Annotated in this window: 15 protein-coding genes; 12 read left to right on the top strand and 3 right to left on the bottom strand. The window is 65.0% G+C overall.

All coding sequences use genetic code 11. The annotated features are described in order from the left end of the window. Nucleotides 1–445: 445 nt before the first annotated feature. Nucleotides 446–634, top strand: a complete 189-nt coding sequence (locus IVA79_RS25730) for a hypothetical protein (protein WP_247558178.1) — start codon at nt 446–448, stop codon at nt 632–634. Continuing rightward, a complete protein-coding gene (locus IVA79_RS25725) occupies nt 631–993 on the top strand; it encodes a hypothetical protein (protein ID WP_247558175.1) in 363 nt (120 codons plus the stop codon). The genes IVA79_RS25730 and IVA79_RS25725 overlap by 4 nt, the downstream gene beginning before the upstream one ends. A 76-nt stretch (nt 994–1,069) precedes the next feature. Here the strand turns inward: IVA79_RS25725 and IVA79_RS25720 are convergent, their stop codons facing one another. Next, complete coding sequence (locus IVA79_RS25720; RefSeq protein ID WP_247558173.1) at nt 1,070–3,256, bottom strand: lytic transglycosylase domain-containing protein; 2,187 nt, start codon at nt 3,254–3,256, stop codon at nt 1,070–1,072. 325 nt (nt 3,257–3,581) lie between these two features. Here IVA79_RS25720 and IVA79_RS25715 point away from each other — a divergent pair, with 325 nt between their 5' ends. The 6 genes from IVA79_RS25715 (at nt 3,582) to IVA79_RS25690 (ending at nt 10,409) form a co-directional block, all read left to right on the top strand. Then, entirely contained in the window at nt 3,582–5,318 is a 1,737-nt protein-coding gene (locus tag IVA79_RS25715; protein WP_247558171.1) for an adenylate/guanylate cyclase domain-containing protein, read from the top strand. 105 nt (nt 5,319–5,423) lie between these two features. Continuing rightward, complete coding sequence (locus IVA79_RS25710) at nt 5,424–5,600, top strand: hypothetical protein (protein WP_199581227.1); 177 nt, start codon at nt 5,424–5,426, stop codon at nt 5,598–5,600. A 141-nt stretch (nt 5,601–5,741) separates the two neighbouring features. After that, nucleotides 5,742–5,954 (top strand): hypothetical protein, encoded by a 213-nt coding sequence (locus IVA79_RS25705; protein WP_247558169.1) that lies wholly within the window; start codon nt 5,742–5,744, stop codon nt 5,952–5,954. Nucleotides 5,955–6,086: 132 nt separating this feature from the next. Beyond that, a complete protein-coding gene (locus IVA79_RS25700) occupies nt 6,087–6,344 on the top strand; it encodes a hypothetical protein (RefSeq protein WP_247558167.1) in 258 nt (85 codons plus the stop codon). Nucleotides 6,345–7,873: 1,529 nt separating this feature from the next. Next, complete coding sequence (ilvD, locus tag IVA79_RS25695; RefSeq protein WP_247558165.1) at nt 7,874–9,595, top strand: dihydroxy-acid dehydratase; 1,722 nt, start codon at nt 7,874–7,876, stop codon at nt 9,593–9,595. Further along, nucleotides 9,582–10,409 carry a tetratricopeptide repeat protein gene (locus IVA79_RS25690; RefSeq protein ID WP_247558163.1) on the top strand — a complete coding sequence of 276 codons (828 nt, stop codon included), beginning with the start codon at nt 9,582–9,584 and terminating at the stop codon, nt 10,407–10,409. Before ilvD ends, IVA79_RS25690 begins: the two co-directional genes overlap by 14 nt. Before the next feature lie 53 nt (nt 10,410–10,462). Here IVA79_RS25690 and xth read toward each other — a convergent pair whose 3' ends face one another. Continuing rightward, nucleotides 10,463–11,260 (bottom strand): exodeoxyribonuclease III, encoded by a 798-nt coding sequence (xth, locus tag IVA79_RS25685; protein WP_247558161.1) that lies wholly within the window; start codon nt 11,258–11,260, stop codon nt 10,463–10,465. Between the two features lie 134 nt (nt 11,261–11,394). On the opposite strand from xth, the gene IVA79_RS25680 reads away from it, so the two are divergent. Next, on the top strand, nt 11,395–13,725 hold the full coding sequence (locus IVA79_RS25680; protein WP_247558158.1) for an ATP-binding protein: 2,331 nt from the start codon (nt 11,395–11,397) through the stop codon (nt 13,723–13,725). A 4-nt stretch (nt 13,726–13,729) separates the two neighbouring features. On the opposite strand, the gene erpA is transcribed toward IVA79_RS25680, so the two are convergent. Beyond that, nucleotides 13,730–14,059, bottom strand: a complete 330-nt coding sequence (gene erpA / locus IVA79_RS25675; RefSeq protein ID WP_063194651.1) for an iron-sulfur cluster insertion protein ErpA — start codon at nt 14,057–14,059, stop codon at nt 13,730–13,732. Between the two features lie 111 nt (nt 14,060–14,170). On the opposite strand from erpA, the gene IVA79_RS25670 reads away from it, so the two are divergent. The 3 genes from IVA79_RS25670 to IVA79_RS25660 all read left to right on the top strand — a co-directional run bounded on the left by IVA79_RS25670 (nt 14,171) and on the right by IVA79_RS25660 (nt 18,867). Next, on the top strand, nt 14,171–15,379 hold the full coding sequence (locus tag IVA79_RS25670; protein WP_247558156.1) for a deoxyguanosinetriphosphate triphosphohydrolase: 1,209 nt from the start codon (nt 14,171–14,173) through the stop codon (nt 15,377–15,379). 9 nt (nt 15,380–15,388) lie between these two features. Beyond that, nucleotides 15,389–17,179, top strand: a complete 1,791-nt coding sequence (gene argS / locus IVA79_RS25665; protein WP_247558154.1) for an arginine--tRNA ligase — start codon at nt 15,389–15,391, stop codon at nt 17,177–17,179. Nucleotides 17,180–17,319: 140 nt separating this feature from the next. After that, nucleotides 17,320–18,867 carry an SPOR domain-containing protein gene (locus tag IVA79_RS25660; RefSeq protein WP_247558152.1) on the top strand — a complete coding sequence of 516 codons (1,548 nt, stop codon included), beginning with the start codon at nt 17,320–17,322 and terminating at the stop codon, nt 18,865–18,867. The last annotated feature ends 32 nt before the right edge of the window (nt 18,868–18,899 follow it).

Here is an 18,899-nt window from a genome sequence, read left to right as displayed (position 1 = left end):
AGGCTGAATTGGAGAGCTGACATCGTTCGGTAGGTCTGATCCCGGAGCCTATTGTGTTGAACCGCTCATGCAAGCTCTTCTGCTCGATGGTTCTCCTCGGCTCCGCTGCGACCGTCCAGGCGCAGGAGACTGGACATGGTGCCGTTCATCGCCAGCACCCACCCCAGGACCAGGGGCTGCACGAAAGATTCTATTCGACCTGGCACATGCCGGACAATCCGAGCCTCAGCTGCTGCAACAGCGCTGACTGCTATCCGACCGACATCAAGTACATCGATGGCCAGATCTATGCACGGCGCAGGGAGGACGGGAGATACATTCTGATCCCACCGCAAAAAGTGGAGCGAAACAGGGATAATCCCGACGGCCGAAACCATCTTTGCGCTCCACCACCCGCACTATCTCCGTTGGACAGCGTTTACTGCTTCGCTTTGGGAGGTGCCACATGAGATTCGCGTTCGTGCTGGTGAACGACCGGACCCCGTTCCGGCAGACCTGGTGCCTGCAGTGCTGCGAGCCGATCGGCGGCAGCTATCTCCGCGAGATCGCCACCCGTCTGCCTTACTGTGACTATCAGTGCTACGCGCTGTTCTGCGAGGCGCTCGCGGAAGATCGCGTGAGGGCGGCTTCATGAAGTTCGTGGTGGTCAATCACGAGCCCCCATCGCACGCCGCCACGTGCAGCACATGCTCGCGGTCACTCCGCTTCGGCTATGTCCGGCATGTGCGGACACAGCGCCGCTACTGTGACCACGATTGCTACCGGCGTGGCGAATTCGTGACGCTGTTGATGCAATGGTCGACGCCTGGGCGTCTAGGACCGGCCATTCCGAACGTCGAGCTCGCCGCTGGCAACATGATCGAGATGATGGCGGTCTTCAGTGCCGTCGCGTGCTGGAGCTGGACGATACACGCCTGGACCTTCGCAAGAGCCTTGACCGGCGCATATTTGGACGGTCGCGATCTGATCACGATGGAAGGAGGTGACACCTAGCTGCGCGACTGCACTCGCGTGGAAGCCGCAGCAACGTAATCTTGCAGGCGCCGGATCCAGTCCCCAGCGGCGCCGACTAGGGAGCGGGTGCTGCGGCCGCCACGGGCGCCGTTGCGCTGGCGTCCTTCGTCACCACGCGTGCGTCGCTCTTGCCGGCGATCATGCTGCTGTCCTCGAGCCGCGCGCGGTAGACCAGCACGTTCTCCATCACGCGCTGGACGTAATTGCGCGTCTCCGACAGCGGGATGCGCTCGACCCAGTCGACCGGATCAACGTTGGGGTCCCTGGGGTCGCCGCGCGCCTGCACCCATTCGCGCACGCGGCCGCGGCCGGCGTTGTAGCCGGCGAAGGTCATGATCTGGTTGCCGCGATATTCCGACAGCAGCGCGCTGAGCTCGGCCGCGCCCATCTGCGTGTTGTAGACGGGATCGGAGACCATCTTGTCCCAGTCGTAAGTCAGGCCGAAGCGCTTTGCGGTATCGCGGCCGGCTTCAGGTGTCACCTGCATCAGCCCGACCGCATTGGCGGGCGACTTGTCGCGCTGGTCGAACGAGCTCTCGGTGCGTGCCACCGAATAGATCACGCTGGTCTCGATCGCGGGCGCGACCTGCTGGTGCTCGGGGATGCCGATGGTGGGGAAGGCGTAATGGTCGAGCGCGAGCCCGCGCGCCAGCGCCGTCTTGCCCACCTCCAGCATCACGCGCGCATCGTTGCGCCGCCCGGCGAGCTCGCCGAGCGCTTCGAGCGCGGCGACATCGGTGCTCTCCTTGGCGAAATCCTCGGCGTAGTAAAACACCACGTCGCGCTCGCCGATGCCGTAGAGCATCTCGGCAGCACGCACGCGCTCGTCCGCGGGCGGTGTGTCGGCGGCGGCCAGCACGAGCGAGGGCGCTCGCAGCTCGATGCGGTCGAGGCCGAGCTTTGCACGGGCCAGCTGGCCGTAATAGGCGGTGGGATAGCGCGAGGCCGCCCGATAGCTCATGCGGGCATCGGCCACAGCACCCATCGCCTCGGCGGCACGGCCGCGCCAATAATGGGCGCGCGACAGCGCGATCGGATTGGCTGAACCTTCGTCGATGGCGGCGAAATGCACCATCGCCGCCTTGGGATCGTCGAGGAAGCGCAGCGCGATCCAGCCGCACATGAAATGGTAGTCGACGCGGTAGACTTCCTTCTCGGGCACCGCCGCGGTGCGCACCACGTCATACGCCGTTCTGGACTTGCCCTGGTCGAGCAGCTTGCGCGCGAGCAGGCGGCGCTCGCGCCACCAGGCATCGGTGTCCTGGGCGGCCATGGTGTCGGGCGCGGCGGCCAGGATCACCTCGGCCGCGTCGTCGATGCGGTCCTTCTGCAGGTGCCATTGCGCGCGGCACAGCACATAGCCAAGATCGCGGCGCGCGTCGCTTGGCACGTCCTCGAGATAATCCTTGGCCTTGCTGGCCTTGCCGGTGACGGCGGCGCAGGCTTTGACGATCGCGAGCGCATCCTCGCCGAGCCGTTTTGCGGCGCGCCGCGCACCCGCATAGTCCTTGGCGCCGAGCCGCTTGTCCATGCGGGCGCGATGATCGTCCGCGGTGAGGAGATCGCGGAACGCCTCGTAGGAATCCTCCTCGCTGCGCTCGGACAATTCGTCGGTGCGCCAGGCCTCGCGGACCAGCCGCGCGGCCCTGTCATTGTCGCCTTCGCCGAGCAGTACGCGGGCGAGCGCGAACTTGCCCTTGGCGCTGGTCGGCCGGTCCATGGTGAATTTGTGCACAATGGCCGGCTCGCTCTTCTCCTGCCACAGCCGCGCCTCGGCGCGCCGGCGCAGCAGCGCGCTGCTCGGCCAATCCGGATTGGCGGCGAGGAAGGCGGCGTAACGCCTGAAATTCGCGGTGCTATCGGAGTGGCGCAGCATGAACCAGTCGGCAAGCTTCTGCCCGGCGGGATCGGCAATGCGGTCGCGCGCCGCGTTCGCGTCCTCGGTCTTGCCCTTGCGCGCGAGATCGATCGCGTCCTTCAGCGCGGCGAGGTCACTGGTCAGCGGCGGGGTTGCGGGCTTGTCAGACGGGGCGTCGTCGCCCTTCTTCGACTTGCGCCGGGCCTCGGCATGCTTGCCGTGGCGCGATTTTGCCGCGGCATGACGCTGCTTGCCGGCTTTCGCCTCATGCGTCTTCTTCGGCGCGGACGATTTGTGATTGCTCTTGGCCGCGAGCTCGGTGGGAAGGAGGGCCATTGCGGCCACGGCAACGACACACGCGAGCGAGCGTAGGCACTGGTTCATTCGATGGTCCCCCCTGCGAAACCACTACAAACCAAGGTCCGCGACGACATGCGGCTTGAGAATCAAAGCACCGACACGATGCATCAGCATCGTGTCGCATCCTCACGCTGTCGCAACAATGCGGCAAAATACGGATGTGACGCGGGAACTTTCCGCGCTGGGAAGCAAAGGGAAAGTCCTTAACCTTTTGTTGACGATCTCGGGCCTGCGCGACGGCGCGGCCCGGTCTAGGGCGTCAGGAGGAACCAGATTGCGCGTGTTCCCGCAGCCGGATCGGTGTATGGAGTTCCCTCGCTTCGTCCTTTTTAGCCTTTGCCCCGGACCAATGCCGATTTTCAACCAGTCGATCCGGCGCAAGATCGTCGGCATCGCCCTCGGATTGATCGTCCTGATGCTGGTCACCTCGATCCTGTCGATGGTGATGTCGAGCCAGGTCGGCGTCCTGCTCGACGAGCTGACCAACCGCTACATCCCGGCCTATAGCCATCTGGCCCGCGCCAACATCCGCTCGCTGGAGCGGGGGCTGGCGCTGCGGCGGATGGTCATGACCAGGATGGAGGCGCCGTCGGATGAGGCGGCCTACGCGGCGCGCCTTCGCGACTTCGAGCAATCGGACCGCAAGATCGAGGAGGAGGCCGAGGCCGCGCGTACGCTCATCAACGCGATCATCGAAGACCCCAGGACGTATTCCGACAATGCCGCGCTGGCGCGGATCGAGATCCGCATCGAGACTGCGGTCAGCGAGCTGCGGCGCGACCTCAACGAGGACCATGCGAGGCTGCTCAAGCAGGTCGATGGCAAGCAGATGGCGGAGGCCCGCGGCACGCTGGAGCACATCGACGTGCTGCGCGATCAGTTCAACCGCAAGATCGATGCGATCCGCGCCGACATGCTGACGCAGGTCTTCTTCTCGACGTCGCAGGTGATCAGCCGCCAGCATCAGGCGATCGTCGTTTCGGGCGTCGTGACATTGCTGGCGGCGATCGTCGGATTTGCCTTTGCGCTGCTTGTGTCCAGCGGCATCACACGACCGGTGCGGCTGCTGCTCGCCGGCACCCGCGAGGTCGAGGCGGGCCGCTTCGACAAGACCATCACCGTCTCCACGCAGGACGAGATCGGCGAGCTCGCCGCGGCCTTCAACCGCATGACCGAGCAGCTCAGGCACAACGAGCGCATCCGCGAGACCTTCGGCCGCTACATCGATCCCAAGGTGGTGCAGGGGCTGATCGACCGGCCGGAGGTCGCGATCGACGGCGAGCGCCGGGTCATGACCATCATGTTCTGCGACATGAGCGGCTTCACTGCGATGAGCGAGGGCATGACCCCGCGTGGCCTCGTCAGGGTGATGAACCACTATTTCACGGTGATGTCCGCACCCATCAGAGGCAATCGCGGCATCATCGACAAATATATCGGCGATGCCATCATGTCCTATTGGGGCCCGCCCTTCATCGAGGAGGACGAGCAGGCGCTGCTCGCGGGACTTGCCGCCATCGAGATGACCGACCAGGTGCCGGCGCTCCAGAAGCAGTTGCCCGACCTGCTCGGCATCCGTGCCATGCCGGCGCCGTGCGATTTGCGGATCGGCATCGCCACCGGCGAGGTCCTGACCGGTAGCATCGGCTCCGAATTGATGATGAGCTTTACGGTGATGGGCGATGCCGTGAACCTCGCCTCGCGGCTGGAGGCCGTCAACAAGGCCTACGGCACCCGCATCCTGATCTCTCTGGCAACGGCGGACGCGATCGGCTCGCGGTTAGAGCTGCGCGAGATCGATCGTTTGGCCGTCGCGGGCCAGAGCGCGCCGCAGGCGATCTTCGAGGTGATGGCGAGGGCAGGCGCACTCACCGGCGCGCAAGCGAGTTTGCGCACGCACTATGCCGAAGCGCTCGCCGCCTATCGCGCCAGTCGGTTCGATGAGGCGCGCGCGGCCTTCAACGCGGCGCTCGAAGCCGTCCCCGGTGACGGTCCCTCGCGCACGATGCTCGGCCGCATCGCGCAGTTCGAGGCGAGCCCCCCGGACGCCGGCTGGGACGGCGCCTGGCGGCTCGACAGCAAATAGGCTGCCGCACCGGAAAAATTGATTCTACTCGATAACGATGTTCGCCGTGACCTATTTCCCGGGCCTAGGTTGGATGTCCTTGAGGCGTTTGACGGGGACACGCCGATGACAGAACTTCAGGACAGGCTGGAACGGTTCGAGACGCTCACTGCCGAATGCGAGCTGATTGCCAAGCTCGCCACCGACAGCACCAAGCGCGAGTTCTATCTGAAGCTTTCCGAGCAGTATCGTCAGTTGGCGGTCGACATGCGGCAGGCGATCGCGACCCAGGCCGCGGCCTGAAGGCGGCTGCAATCCGTTCTTAAGGTTTGGCGCGCATCCTTGAAACACGCGAGCGAGTGCTCGTGCTTGGGAAGGCCGGGGTTCGCTGCAATGCAGCGTATCTCGCGAGTGTCATTTGCCATTGCTTGACAGGGCAATCACATGCGCCTCGTTGCCGTGATCCTATTCGCGCTCATGACGGCCGCCTGCAACCAGGAGCAGGACATCACCGGCTCGACCTCGGTCTGCGCAATGCGGAACTATAGCTCGTACAATCCCCGTGACATGAACCAGTGCGTTGCCGCCTGCAAATCGTGCGACCGCGGCAACACGGTGACCTGCACGACATCCTGCACCCTCAAGGGCGCGCACTGAGATCCTCATCCCTGCGGACGCCGGGAACGATGAGCCCGGGATCGCCGGGGCAAAACCAGCGGTGCTAGGGCACCGGAACGATTCACTTGGATTAATCATTGAAGGAGGCGGCAGGACGCGGAGTCCGATGGAATGGGTATGCTCGATCCCGGTCGATTTCTGGTGTCGTGCTCGCATTGCGATGCCTGGCCGATGGCGGCCAATGTGAAGCGGTCGAGCTGGTGGGCGTCCCCGCACGAGGTCCGCTTTGTCTGCACGCGCTGCCGCCGCGAGGAAACCGCGATCGTCTCGGCCTCCGGCGAATTGACCCCGATCAAGCGCGTCGATGTTCCGCCACGCGATGTCGCGGCTGCCTGGGCCCAGGCCCAGCGTTTGCGAGGGCGGACCTGAGCGGCGGTGACAACAGCCACCGGTCGTCCGGCCTGTCGGAAGGGCGCGATGTCGGCTTCTCTGCCCGACGGGCGAAACACCTGACCATTTCCGCGCCGGTCGGAGTCAACCCATCCTGTCAAAAATATTCCGCTTTACCGAAATTCGGTTTTGTCGTATGTGTCGCCCATCCCGGCTCACCAAGAGGGGCGATCTCGAGGTCGTCTTGATCGCGAGCCGGGCTTGCGGTGGACGCGGCAGCGTCGGCACGAGAGGCGCGGGCAGGGCGGGTAGTCCCTGTGAGCCCGAGGCTTCGTGCAGACGAGCGGCGCTGTCAGGTTCGTCTCGCCTGTAAGTTTTCGGCTCCGTCGACAGGGCTGGAAAGACTGCGGGTGAAATGGCGGCCGTGCGTACGGCAAAACCGTGTGGTCCTGGCCGTCGTTGCCACGGTCAAGCCTTTCGAAGATGCGCGCGAGCCCAACCGGGTGGACGGCATCGTCAATTCGAACGGCGAGGGAGGCCAGAAGGAAAGTTCGGCTCCCGGGAGATCACGGCATAAGCCGTCCAACCACTGCGCAGGGAAGGCCGAGTGATCGGCACCACCTGTATGCTGCTGTGCGGTTCTTTCTGCGTGTGCATTTCGCGCAGCGGACCGCGGGTGCGAGGTCAGCACCCGGCCTTCCCTGCGCCCTCTTGGATTTGAGGGTGGAGCGATCAAGCAAAGCTCGGGTGAATCAAGCCGCGAGAACGGGAAGGTATGCCTGCAACTACACACGCGGTGTCATCGCCCGGTTCAACCGGGCGATCCAGTATTCCAGAGACGCCAGCGATTGAACCGAGAAGCCGCGGCGTACTGGATTCCCCGCTCCAGTGCGCAATTGCGCACAAGGCGGGGAATGACAGCGTTACTTGGAGAACTAGCTATCGCCTCATACACCGTCATTGCGAGGAGCCCTTGCGACGAAGCAATCCAGAGTCCCTCCGCGGAAACGCTCTGGATTGCTTCGCTGCGCTCGCAATGACGGCGTGGAGAGAGCGGTGCGTCCCACTCCAGTCTCGTGCCCCGGACGCAGCGCAGCGTCCCTTCGACGGTGCGCTGCTGAGCCGGGGCCCACCTCTCTGCGCGCTACCGTGTCGCCTCTGGGTCTCGGCTCTGCGCCGCAACGCTTCTCGCGTTGCGGCTTGTCCGGGACATGAGAGTGCGTGGATGGCCGACTCACTTGTGTGCACCTCGTCAGCGAGCGTGCGTCCTTCATCGCAAAAATCTGAGGTTGTGAGCGGTCCTTTTCGCGAGGGTATCACTGTACGCAAACCCGTGTCTTCCCGGTAACGATTGTGCTATCCTCGCAACACTCATTCCGGATTTAACCCTCATCACCGGCGGTTCGCATCACCGCCGCTTTTTGGCCACACCCAAACATGAATAAAATCGCTCTAATGTTTTAAGGGCAGCGGGCAGCCTCAAGGGCGACGAGAAATCCCAAGGTCGATTCAAATCTTGGCTCTGATTTTTCGGGTCTGAAAGGGTTGACCGGGGAAACTGGTTTGCGATGAGCGCGAAGATTGACAAGCAGAGGCTGCCGAGCCGTCACGTGACGGAAGGCCCTGCGCGCGCGCCGCATCGGTCCTATTTCTACGCCATGGGTCTGACCACCGATCAGATCCACCAGCCCTTCGTCGGCGTGGCCTCGTGCTGGAATGAAGCCGCTCCCTGCAACATCGCGCTGATGCGCCAGGCCCAGGCGGTGAAGAAGGGCGTGGCGTCGGCCGGCGGCACCCCGCGCGAATTCTGCACCATCACCGTGACCGACGGCATCGCCATGGGCCATGACGGCATGCGCTCATCGTTGCCGTCGCGCGAATGCATCGCCGATTCGGTCGAGCTGACCGTCCGCGGCCATGCCTACGACGCCCTCGTCGGGCTCGCCGGTTGCGACAAGTCGCTGCCGGGCATGATGATGGCGATGGTCCGCCTCAACGTGCCCTCGATCTTCATCTATGGCGGCTCGATCCTGCCCGGCAATTTCCGCGGGCAGCAGGTCACCGTGCAGGACATGTTCGAGGCGGTCGGCAAGCACTCGGTCGGCGCCATGTCGGACGAGGACCTCGACGAGATCGAGCGCGTGGCGTGCCCCTCGGCGGGCGCCTGCGGCGCGCAGTTCACCGCCAACACCATGGCGACCGTCTCCGAGGCGATTGGCCTCGCACTGCCTTACTCGGCCGGTGCGCCGGCACCGTATGAAATCCGCGACGCCTTCTGCATGACCGCGGGCGAGAAGGTCATGGACTTGATCGCGTCCAACATCCGGCCGCGCGACATCGTCACTCGCAGGGCGCTGGAGAACGCGGCGGCCGTGGTCGCGGCGTCCGGCGGCTCAACCAATGCTGCGCTGCACCTGCCGGCGATCGCGCATGAATGCGGCATCAAGTTCGACTTGTTCGACGTCGCCGAAATCTTCAAAAAGACACCATATGTCGCGGATTTGAAGCCAGGCGGCCGTTATGTCGCCAAAGACATGTTTGAAGTAGGTGGCATACCGCTTCTGATGAAGACGCTGCTCGACAACGGCTTCCTGCACGGTGATTGCCTTACCGTCACGGGCCGCACGATCGCCGAAAACCTCAAGAGCGTGAAGTGGAATCCGCACCAGGACGTGGTGCACCCGGCAGACAAGCCCATCACCGTGACAGGCGGTGTGGTCGGCCTGAAGGGCAATTTGGCGCCAGAAGGTGCGATCGTGAAAGTCGCGGGAATGTCCAACCTCAGGTTTACCGGTCCGGCCAGGTGCTTCGACCGTGAGGAGGATGCTTTCGAGGCGGTCCAGAAGCGCACCTATCGCGAAGGCGAAGTCATCGTGATCCGCTACGAGGGGCCGAAGGGCGGCCCCGGCATGCGGGAAATGCTCCAGACCACCGCGGCGCTGACCGGCCAGGGCATGGGCGGCAAGATCGCGCTCATCACCGACGGCCGCTTCTCCGGCGCCACCCGCGGCTTCTGCATCGGCCATGTCGGCCCCGAGGCCGCCATCGGCGGGCCGATCGGGCTGCTCGAGGACGGCGACATCATCGAGATCGACGCGGTCGCCGGTACCCTTGACGTAAAATTGAGCGACGCCGAGCTCGCCCAGCGCAAAACCAAATGGAGCGCTCGCGCGACTAACCACACGTCGGGTGCGCTCTGGAAATATGCTCAGCAGGTTGGACCAGCGGTCGGGGGGGCAGTGACCCATCCGGGCGGCGCGCACGAGAAACAGTGCTATGCGGACATCTAGGCGTGCCACAGTTGCGTTTGTGTTGGGGGCCATCGCGCTGGCCGCGCCGGCGCTCGCCTTCGACGGCGCTCCGGTCAACCCGAAGGACGCGACCATCCCGGTCGTGACCACCTTGCCGGGGACCGCCACGGCCGTGCGCGGCAAGGTCGCGCCGGCGGCTGTGCCCCAGGAGACCTCGCTCAGTGCGCTGCAATATGCGGCCGAGGGCGGTCACCCCATCGCGCAGTGGAAGCTCGGCCGCATGTACGCCAATGGCGACGGCGTCGCCCAGGACGACCTGCGCGCCTTCGAATATTTCAGCCGGATCGCCAACGCGCATGCCGAGGACAGCCCGTCGGCGCCGCAGGCGCAGATCGTGGCCAATGCCTTCGTCGCGCTCGGCCGCTACTATCTCAGCGGCATCCCGAACTCGAAGATCAAGTCGGACCCCGAGCGGGCGCGGGAGATGTTCTCCTATGCGGCGTCCTATTTCGGCAATGCCGACGCGCAATACGATCTGGCCCGGCTTTACCTGAAGACGCCGGACGCCTCGCGCGAGGATTTCCGCTATGGCGCGCGCTGGCTCGGCCTCGCCGCCCAGAAGGGCCAGCACGAGGCCCAGGCGCTGCTCGGCCAGATGCTGTTTAACGGCGACCGCCTGCCGCGGCAGGCCGCGCGCGGCCTGATGTGGCTGACCCTGGCGCGTGACAGCGCCGGTGCCGAAGAGAGCTGGATCAAGGAAAGCTACAACCGCGCCTTCGCCAAGGCCTCCGACGACGATCGTGCCATGGCCCTGCAAATGCTGGAGCAGTGGGTGCAGGGCCGCCGGGAGTAGGCGGGATCCCGTAGGGCGGGCAAAGCGAAGCGTGCCCACAGTCCGATCGACGGTTACGCCGCCTCCAGATCCAGATCCGCCCACACCGGCACGTGGTCCGACGGCTTCTCCCAGCTGCGCACATAGCTGTCGATGCCGACATTGGCGAGCTTGTCGCTGGCCTGCGGCGACAGCAGCAGATGGTCGATCCGCAGGCCCTGGTTCTTCTGCCAGGCCCCGGCCTGGTAGTCCCAGAAGGTATACAGGCCCGGCTCGTCGGTGACGGCCCGCAAGGCGTCGGTGAGGCCAAGGCCGAGCAGGGATTGAAAGCTCTCCCGCGTCTCGGTCTTGAACAGCGCGTCCTCGGTCCAGGCGGCGGGATTGTGCACGTCGCGGGCGTGGGGGATGACGTTGAAATCGCCAGCGAGGATCAGCGGCTCCTCGGTCTTGAGACGCTCCTTCGAATAGTCAAGAAGCCGCGACATCCATTTGAGCTTGTAGGGATATTTCTCGGTCCCGACCGGGTTGCCGTTGGGCAGGTAAAGGCAGGCGATGCGCAGCACCCCGCGCTTGAGCGTCACCACGCCTTCGATGAAGCGGGCATGGGCGTCCTCGTCGTCGCCGGCGAGGCCCGACTTGGTCTCGTCGAACCGGAGCTTGGAGAGCAGGGCGACGCCGTTGAAGGTTTTCTGTCCGTGCGTGACCACGTTGTAGCCGAGCGCCTCGATCTCCAGCCGCGGGAAGGCGTCGTCGACGCATTTGATCTCCTGGAGGCAGACGATGTCCGGCTGGCATTCCCTCAGCCAGGTCAGCAGAAGGTCGATCCGCTGCCGGACCGAGTTCACGTTCCAGGTAGCAACTCTGATGGTCATGTCGGCGGGCTCCGGGCAGGGGCCATGGTTAGAACAAACTGCAAACGCGCCCGTCAAGGACGCCGCAAAATCTCCCACAAAATTAACCCGGCTTAAGCAGGCGGCAGGCCATTGATCGTTAAAAGGTTCCTCGGATGGGATGGCCGGACAAGTCGATGAAGCGAACTGAGCCGCGTGACGGCCTGATCGGCGCGTTCCTGTATTGGCTCGGCGGCTTCGAGATCGAGGATGGCCTCACCGCCGGTCTCAGCGAGCGCGAGATCCGCCGCATCCGCGCCAAGCAGATCGACGCGGTGACGCAGCTGATCCCGGTGACGATGGCGGTGACGATGCTGAACGTCGCCATCGTGCTGATCCTGTTCTGGGGCCGGGGCTGGAACGACTTCCTCGCGATCTGGGGCCTGACGCTGGCCACCACCGCCTCGCTCGCGGTCCGTGCATGGCGCCGTTCACGTCAGAACCCGCCGCAGGAGGCCTCGCCCCGCGCCGCGCGGCAGATGCTGCGGCAGGCAGTCTTCGTCGCCGCGATCTGGGGCGCGCTGCCGCTCGCTTTGTTCAGCCGCATCGAGCCGACCAGCCAGCTGCTGCTGGCGTGCCTGATGGTCGGCATGATGTCGGGCGGCGCCTTTACGCTCTCGACGTTCCCGCGTGCCGGCCTCGTCTATCTCGCCACCATGACAATCGCCTGCGCCGGCGCGCTGCTGCTGTGCGGCGCCGGGCCTTATCTGATGACGGCGGTGTTCCTGCTGTTGTTCGCATTTTTCATGGCGCGCAACATCGTCTCGCAGGGCAATCTCTTCCTCGGCAATCTCAAGGCCCAGCTCGAGCTCGAACGCCAGACCGAGATCATCTCGCTGCTGCTGAAGGATTTTCAGGAGAACGCCAGCGACTGGCTGTGGCAGACCGATGCCGAGGGGCATCTGGTCGACGTGCCCCAGCGCTTTGCCGATGTCGCGCAACTGCCGCTGCCGCTGCTGAAGGGATCGCATTTCGCCGATTTGCTCGACATGTTGTGCCCCGAGGATAAGAGCGCCGCCTACAACGTCGTCGGCTTGATGGAGCAGAACGAGCCACTGCACGAGATGAACCTCAAGGTCGTCGCAGGCGGCGAGGCGCGGCTGTGGTCGCTGACGGCGAAGCCGGCCTATGACGGCGAGGGCCACTTCCTCGGCTATCGCGGCTTCGGGCGCGACGTCACCGAGCGCTGGCGCGCGGAAAAGGCCGAGGCCGAGAGCCGCGCCAAGTCGGACTTCCTCGCGGTGATGAGCCACGAGATCCGCACGCCGATGAACGGCGTGCTCGGGCTCGCCAGCATGCTGCTGGAGACAAAGCTCGATCTGGAGCAGCGCGAGGCCGTCACCACGATCCGCGAGTCCGGCGACAATCTCCAGCGCATCCTCAACGACATCCTCGACCTGTCCAAGCTCGAGGCCGGCCGCTTCGCGTTCGAGGCGATCGACTTCACCCCGCAGACGCTGGTCGAGACCGTCGCAAATGTCGCGCGCGCAAGCGCCAAGAGCAAGGGGCTGGCGGTCAAGGTCGAGCTCGATCCGAACCTGCCGCCGACGCTGCGCGGCGACGTCGCGCGCATCCGTCAGGTGCTGCTCAACCTCGCGTCCAACGCGGTGAAGTTCACCGACCAAGGCGAAGTGACGATCTCAGCCACCTGCCAGGCGCGGCGCGACCTGCTGGCGACCGTCGAATGGACGGTGGCCGACAGCGGCATCGGCATTGCTTCCGAAAAGCTCGGCCAACTCTTCAGCGACTTCGCCCAGGCCGATGCCTCGATCAGCCGCCGCTTCGGCGGCACCGGCCTCGGCCTTGCGATCAGCAGGCGCATCATCGAGCAGATGGGCGGCACCATCGGCGTCACCTCGACGCCGGGGCAGGGCTCGACCTTCCGTTTCACGCTGGTGCTGCCCTGGAGCCAGGCGCAGGCCTCCGACCAGGCGCCCGGCAGCGACGAGGCTGACGAGCTCAAGACCCGCATCGCCGGCCTCGATCGGCCGCTGAAGGTGCTGGCCGCGGAGGACGATGCGGTCAACCGCATGGTCGTGAGCAAGATGCTGGGGGCCTTCGACGTCGAGCTGCAGATCGTCACCGATGGCACTGAAGCCGTCGCGGCAACCTCCGAGGGCCATTACGATGTCGTGCTGATGGATGTGCGCATGCCTGACATGGACGGGCTTGCCGCCACCCGCGCGATCCGCGCGCAAGGCGGGCGCTTCGAGGCCTTGCCGATCATCGCGCTGACGGCCAATGCCTTCCAGGAAGACGTCAGGATCTGCCGCGAGGCCGGCATGTCGGACTTCCTCGCCAAGCCGCTGCGCAAGCCGGCGCTGGTCGCGGCGTTGCTGCGTGCGCTTGACGGCCACGTGATGTCCGAGGACGCGCCACTCCAGCCGGAACCGATGCCGGTCGAGATGGAGTGGACGGACGAGGAAAGGCAGGCGACCGGGGCTTGAGCGGTTAGACCGAAAAGCTGGTCCCGCAGCCGCAGGACGCGGTGGCATTGGGATTGTTGACGCGGAACGAGGCGCCGATCAGATCGTCGACGAAATCGACCTGGGACCCCTCCAGAAACGGCTGCGAGGCGGAATCGACCAGCACCACCGCATTGTCCTGCTCGATGACGAGATCGTCGTCGGTTCGCGCGCGGTCGATGTCGAACTTGTATTGGAAACCCGAGCAGCCGCCGCCCTCGACCGAGATGCGCAGCATCGCGCCAGAGCCTTCGCCCTTGAGGATCTCTCCAATCCGGCGTGCGGCCCGGTCACTGATGGTCACGGCAGTCGTCATCGTTGGTCTCCGATCGTCCAGTGCGTCATACCCATTTCATTTGGTATCCCGCGCCCGACATAGTTAAGTGCCACCATACGCAGAATCAAATGGATAGGGACTAAATTCGCCGTGTCCGTCGGAATGGCAGCCCCCCGCGCGCCCTATGCCTGCGACCCCGATCGCAGCCGCGGCCGGCTGGTCGCCGAGCCGCCGAGCCGGACCCGCAGCCCGTTCCGCCGGGATTGCGACCGGGTGATCCATTCCACCGCGTTCCGCCGCCTGAAGTACAAGACCCAGGTATTCGTGTTCCACGAGGGGGATCACTACCGCACAAGGCTGACCCATTCGCTGGAGGTGGCCCAAATCGCCCGCGCGCTGGCCCGGCAGCTTGGCCTCGACGAGGACCTCACCGAAACGCTGGCACTGGCCCACGATCTTGGTCATCCCCCGTTCGGTCATGCTGGTGAGCGGGCGCTGGACGCCTGCCTCAAGGCGTTTGGCGGCTTCGACCACAATGCCCAGACGCTGCGCGTCGTCGCTTCGCTCGAGCACCGCTACCCTGAATTCGACGGGCTGAACCTGACCTGGGAGTCGCTGGAGGGCATCGTCAAGCACAACGGTCCGCTGACCGACCGCAGTGGCGCGCCGGTCGGGCGCTATCGTGAGCACGGCATTCCCATCGGGATTGCCGACTACATCAAGACCTACGACCTCGAATTGTGGAGCTTCGCTTCACTGGAGGCGCAGGTCGCCGCCATCGCCGACGACATCGCCTATGACGCCCACGATATCGACGATGGCCTGCGCGCCGGCCTGTTCCATCTCGACGATCTCAAGGTGATGCCGCTCACAGCCGAGATCATCGCCGAGACCTCGGCGCATTATCCTGATCTCGAAGAGCTCAGGCGCGGTGCCGAGCTGGTGCGCGAGCTGATCTCGCATCTGATCGGCGCGGTGTTCGCGGAGGCGCAGACGAACCTCGCCGCCGTCAAGCCGCAATCGGCCCGGGACGTCCGGCAGCAGAGCAGGGCGCTGATCGCGTTCCCGGCCGAGGTCGCGGAGGAAGAGGCCGCGATCAAGCGCTTCCTGTACCAGCACATGTACCGCCACAAGCGGGTGATGCGGGTGATGGGGGAGGCGGAGCAGATCCTGTTCGACCTGTTCGCGAAATACCTGCAATCCCCTGGCGAGCTGCCGCCGGAATGGCTGCTCGGGGCGGAGGCGGACAATGAGGGCGACCGGGCGCGCCGGATCGGCAATTTCATTGCCGGAATGACCGACCGTTTCGCCCTGACCGAGCACCAACGGCTTTTTGACTCGACCCCGGATTTGCGTTAGGCGGCGGCCATGCCCGACACATCCTCAGCACTGCATTTGTTCGCCGACGTGCTCGCACGCGTGCACGCCGCCTGCCGCACGCTTGCGGCGGAAGCCAACTGGCCCGAGGGCATCGATTTCTCCCGCGTGGTGGTCGAGCCACCGCGCGACGCCACCCATGGCGACATGGCGACCAACGCCGCGATGGTGCTGGCGAAAGAGGCAAAGGCAAAGCCGCGCGATCTCGCCGAGCAGATCGCCGAGCGGCTGCGCGCGGACGCGCTGATCGCCAAGGTCGATGTCGCCGGTCCCGGCTTCATCAATCTGACGCTGAAGCCCGCCGCCTGGGCCGAGGCGCTGCGCACCGTGCTGCGCGAGGGCGCCGATTACGGCCGCGTCCGCGGCGGCTCCAGGGTCAATGTCGAGTACGTCTCGGCCAATCCGACCGGGCCGATGCATGTCGGCCATTGTCGCGGCGCCGTGTTCGGCGATGCGCTGTCGAGCCTGCTCCAATTCGCCGGCCACGAGGTCACCCGCGAATATTACATCAATGACGCCGGCGCCCAGGTCGACGTGCTCGCCCGCTCCGCCTTCCTTAGGTATCGCGAGGCCCTCGGCGAGGATATTGGTGCCATCCCGGAAGGGCTCTATCCCGGCGACTACCTCAAGCCAGTCGGCGCGGCGCTGGCGAAAGAGCACGGCGACAAGCTCCTCGCCATGAGCGAGGCCGGATGGCTGCCGACGGTGCGCGCCAAGGCGATCGCGATGATGATGGACGAGATCAAGGACGATCTCGCCGCCCTCAACATCCGCCACGATGTGTTCTTCTCGGAGCGCTCGCTGATCGAGACCGGCAACAACAAGGTTGCCGAGACGATCGATTTCCTGAAGGCCAAGGGCGACATCTATGAAGGCCGCCTGCCGCCGCCGAAAGGCGCGCCGGTTGAGGATTGGGAAGACCGCGAGCAACTGCTGTTCAGGGCGACCGCCTACGGCGACGACGTCGATCGTCCGCTGATCAAGTCGGACAATTCCTACACCTACTTCGCCTCCGACATCGCCTACCACAAGAACAAGTTCGACCGCGGTTTCGCCGAGATGATCGACGTCTGGGGCGCCGACCATGGCGGCTACATCAAGCGCATGCAGGCGGCGGTGAAGGCCACGACATCGGGCAAGGGCGCGCTCGACGTCAAGATCGTCCAGCTCGTGAAGTTGCTCCGCAATGGCGAGCCGGTGAAAATGTCCAAGCGGAGCGGGGACTTCGTCACCTTGCGTGAGGTGGTGGATGAGGTCGGCCAGGACGCCGTCCGCTTCATGATGCTCTACCGCAAGAACGACGCGGTGCTAGACTTCGACCTCGCCAAGGTCATGGAACAGTCGCGCGACAACCCGGTGTTTTACGTCCAGTACGGCCACGCCCGCGGCCACTCGATCTTCCGCAACGCAAGGGCTGAGGTGTTCCCGGAACTGCCGGAGGACGCCGACCAGCGGATCGCCTGGCTCAGTGAGTCGGCGGTGGAACGGTTGTCAGACCCGGTCGAGCTTGAACTTCTCAAGCGCCTCGCAATATATCCGCGTATGCTCGAAGCCGCCGCCGCGGCCCATGAGCCGCACCGAATTGCCTTTTATCTCTATGATTTAGCCAGCGAATTTCATGCACTTTGGACGAAGGGGCGCGATTTGCCCTATTTACGCTTCATTATCAATAATGATGCAGATCTAACAAAGGCGCGGCTGGCAATGGTCCAGGGCGTCGTCTCGGTTCTGGCATCGGGCCTCGCCATCCTCGGCGTCCATGCACCGAACGAGATGCGGTAGTTTGGGGCGAACTACTTAAGGGGAATTCGGGGGTAACCGGCAGAAGCCGGATCGCTTAGACTTGGTTGAAAGCCTTGTGGGTCGAAAGCCGTGCCTTGGTCGAGGGGCGCGCGGCTTTCCCGAAGGGACGCATCATCACGATGGCCGAACGATATCAGGACAGACCGTTTCCTTCCGATGACTATGGTCGCGGTGGCGATCAGCATGGGAAGACGGAAAGCGATCCCTTGGCTGAACTCGCCCGCCTGATCGGACAGACCGATCCTTTCGCCGCGCAGTCGCGGCAAGGCGCGCGTTCGCCGGCAGCACCGCCTGCACAGAGCTATCAGGACGACGACCGGCAGAACGATTATCAGCAGGACGATGCCGAGCCGACACCGCCCGGGCCGCCCTCGTGGATGCGACGCGCCAATGTGCAGCCGCAGCCTGCTCAGGAGCCCGACTATCCCGTCTCCGTGAACCCGGTCCATCCGCTGCATCGCTATTCAGCCCAGCCCGCCGCGCCCGAGCCTGATCATCATCAGCCGCAGGCCTATCAGGATCACGCCTATCAGGGGCAGGCTTACCAGCAGCAGGATCACGCCTACCAGCCGCAAGCCTATCAGGAGCCGCATCAGCGGCCCGATCCGTCGCGTTACGACGATGCGCTCTATGGTCGGCTCGAGGCAGGCGAGCAGGACTACCAGCGTGAGCCGGCCTACCCGGACGATCCCTACGCCTACCAGAGCGATTATCCCGAGGCCGAAGTCGAGGAGCCGAAGAAACAGCGCGGCGGCATGATGACGGTCGCGGCGATCCTGGCGCTCGCCGTGGTCGGCACCGGCGCGGCCTTCGCCTACAAGACCTATGTCGGCTCGCCCCGCAGCGGTGAGCCGCCGATCATCAAGGCCGACAACACCCCGACCAAGATTGTGCCCGCGCCGGCGGATTCCGCGGCCAAGGTGCCGGATCGCATGGTGAGCGGCGATGGCACCGAGAAGATCGTGCCGCGCGAAGAGGCTCCCGTCGACGTCAACGCCAAGGCGGGCGGTCCCCGCGTGGTGTTCCCGCCGCTGAACCAGAATGCGAACCCGCCGTCGGTCGCGAGCGTCTCGCCGTCCGCGGTGCCGCCGCCGGGCGCGGGAGCGGCCGCGAGCAACGGCACGCTGCCGAACAATTCGCCGCGCGCGATCCGGACTGTCGCCGTGAAGGGCGATCAGACCGATAGCGCCACGCCGCAGTCGGCCGCTGCCGCCAAGCCCACGACGGCCGCACCGAAGCCCGTTGCGGCGCCCGTTGCACCCGCCGCGCCGCGCAATCCGCCGACCTCGGCCAATGCCAGCGACAATCAGCCGATGTCGCTGACACCGCAATCAGCACCGGCGGCCGAGCCGCCGCAGCGGATGGCTGCGACCACCCCGACGCAGATCGCACCTGCCAGCAACGGCGGTGGCGGCTACATCGTGCAGGTCTCCTCGCAGCAGACCGAGGATAGCGCCGCCGCGTCGTACCGCGTGCTTCAGAGCAAATATGGCAGCGTGCTTGGCTCGCGTTCGCCGGTGATCAAGCGTGTCGACCTCACCGACAAGGGCAAGGGAGTTGTCTACCGCGCCTTCGCTGGGCCCTATGGTTCGGCGGAGGAGGCGACGCACGCCTGCAACAACCTGAAGTCTGCCGGCTTGTCCGCCTGCTTCGTCCAGAGGAATTAACGGCCGTTTCCTTGACCCTCTCGCGGGTCAGG

This window comes from Bradyrhizobium sp. 138, assembly GCF_023074075.1.
Lineage (GTDB): Bacteria > Pseudomonadota > Alphaproteobacteria > Rhizobiales > Xanthobacteraceae > Bradyrhizobium.
This window is presented reverse-complemented; position numbering and strand designations above follow the sequence as displayed.

Excerpts from the sequence above, each read along its gene's own strand:
- IVA79_RS25730 (WP_247558178.1), top strand. The coding sequence starts at position 446 with ATGAGATTCGCGTTCGTGCTGGTGAACGACCGGACCCCGTTCCGGCAG.
- IVA79_RS25725 (WP_247558175.1), top strand. The coding sequence starts at position 631 with ATGAAGTTCGTGGTGGTCAATCACGAGCCCCCATCGCACGCCGCCACG.
- IVA79_RS25720 (WP_247558173.1), bottom strand. The coding sequence starts at position 3,256 with ATGAACCAGTGCCTACGCTCGCTCGCGTGTGTCGTTGCCGTGGCCGCA.
- IVA79_RS25715 (WP_247558171.1), top strand. The coding sequence starts at position 3,582 with ATGCCGATTTTCAACCAGTCGATCCGGCGCAAGATCGTCGGCATCGCC.
- IVA79_RS25710 (WP_199581227.1), top strand. The coding sequence starts at position 5,424 with ATGACAGAACTTCAGGACAGGCTGGAACGGTTCGAGACGCTCACTGCC.
- IVA79_RS25705 (WP_247558169.1), top strand. The coding sequence starts at position 5,742 with ATGCGCCTCGTTGCCGTGATCCTATTCGCGCTCATGACGGCCGCCTGC.
- IVA79_RS25700 (WP_247558167.1), top strand. The coding sequence starts at position 6,087 with ATGGGTATGCTCGATCCCGGTCGATTTCTGGTGTCGTGCTCGCATTGC.
- ilvD (WP_247558165.1), top strand. The coding sequence starts at position 7,874 with ATGAGCGCGAAGATTGACAAGCAGAGGCTGCCGAGCCGTCACGTGACG.
- IVA79_RS25690 (WP_247558163.1), top strand. The coding sequence starts at position 9,582 with ATGCGGACATCTAGGCGTGCCACAGTTGCGTTTGTGTTGGGGGCCATC.
- xth (WP_247558161.1), bottom strand. The coding sequence starts at position 11,260 with ATGACCATCAGAGTTGCTACCTGGAACGTGAACTCGGTCCGGCAGCGG.
- IVA79_RS25680 (WP_247558158.1), top strand. The coding sequence starts at position 11,395 with ATGGGATGGCCGGACAAGTCGATGAAGCGAACTGAGCCGCGTGACGGC.
- erpA (WP_063194651.1), bottom strand. The coding sequence starts at position 14,059 with ATGACGACTGCCGTGACCATCAGTGACCGGGCCGCACGCCGGATTGGA.
- argS (WP_247558154.1), top strand. The coding sequence starts at position 15,389 with ATGCCCGACACATCCTCAGCACTGCATTTGTTCGCCGACGTGCTCGCA.
- IVA79_RS25660 (WP_247558152.1), top strand. The coding sequence starts at position 17,320 with ATGGCCGAACGATATCAGGACAGACCGTTTCCTTCCGATGACTATGGT.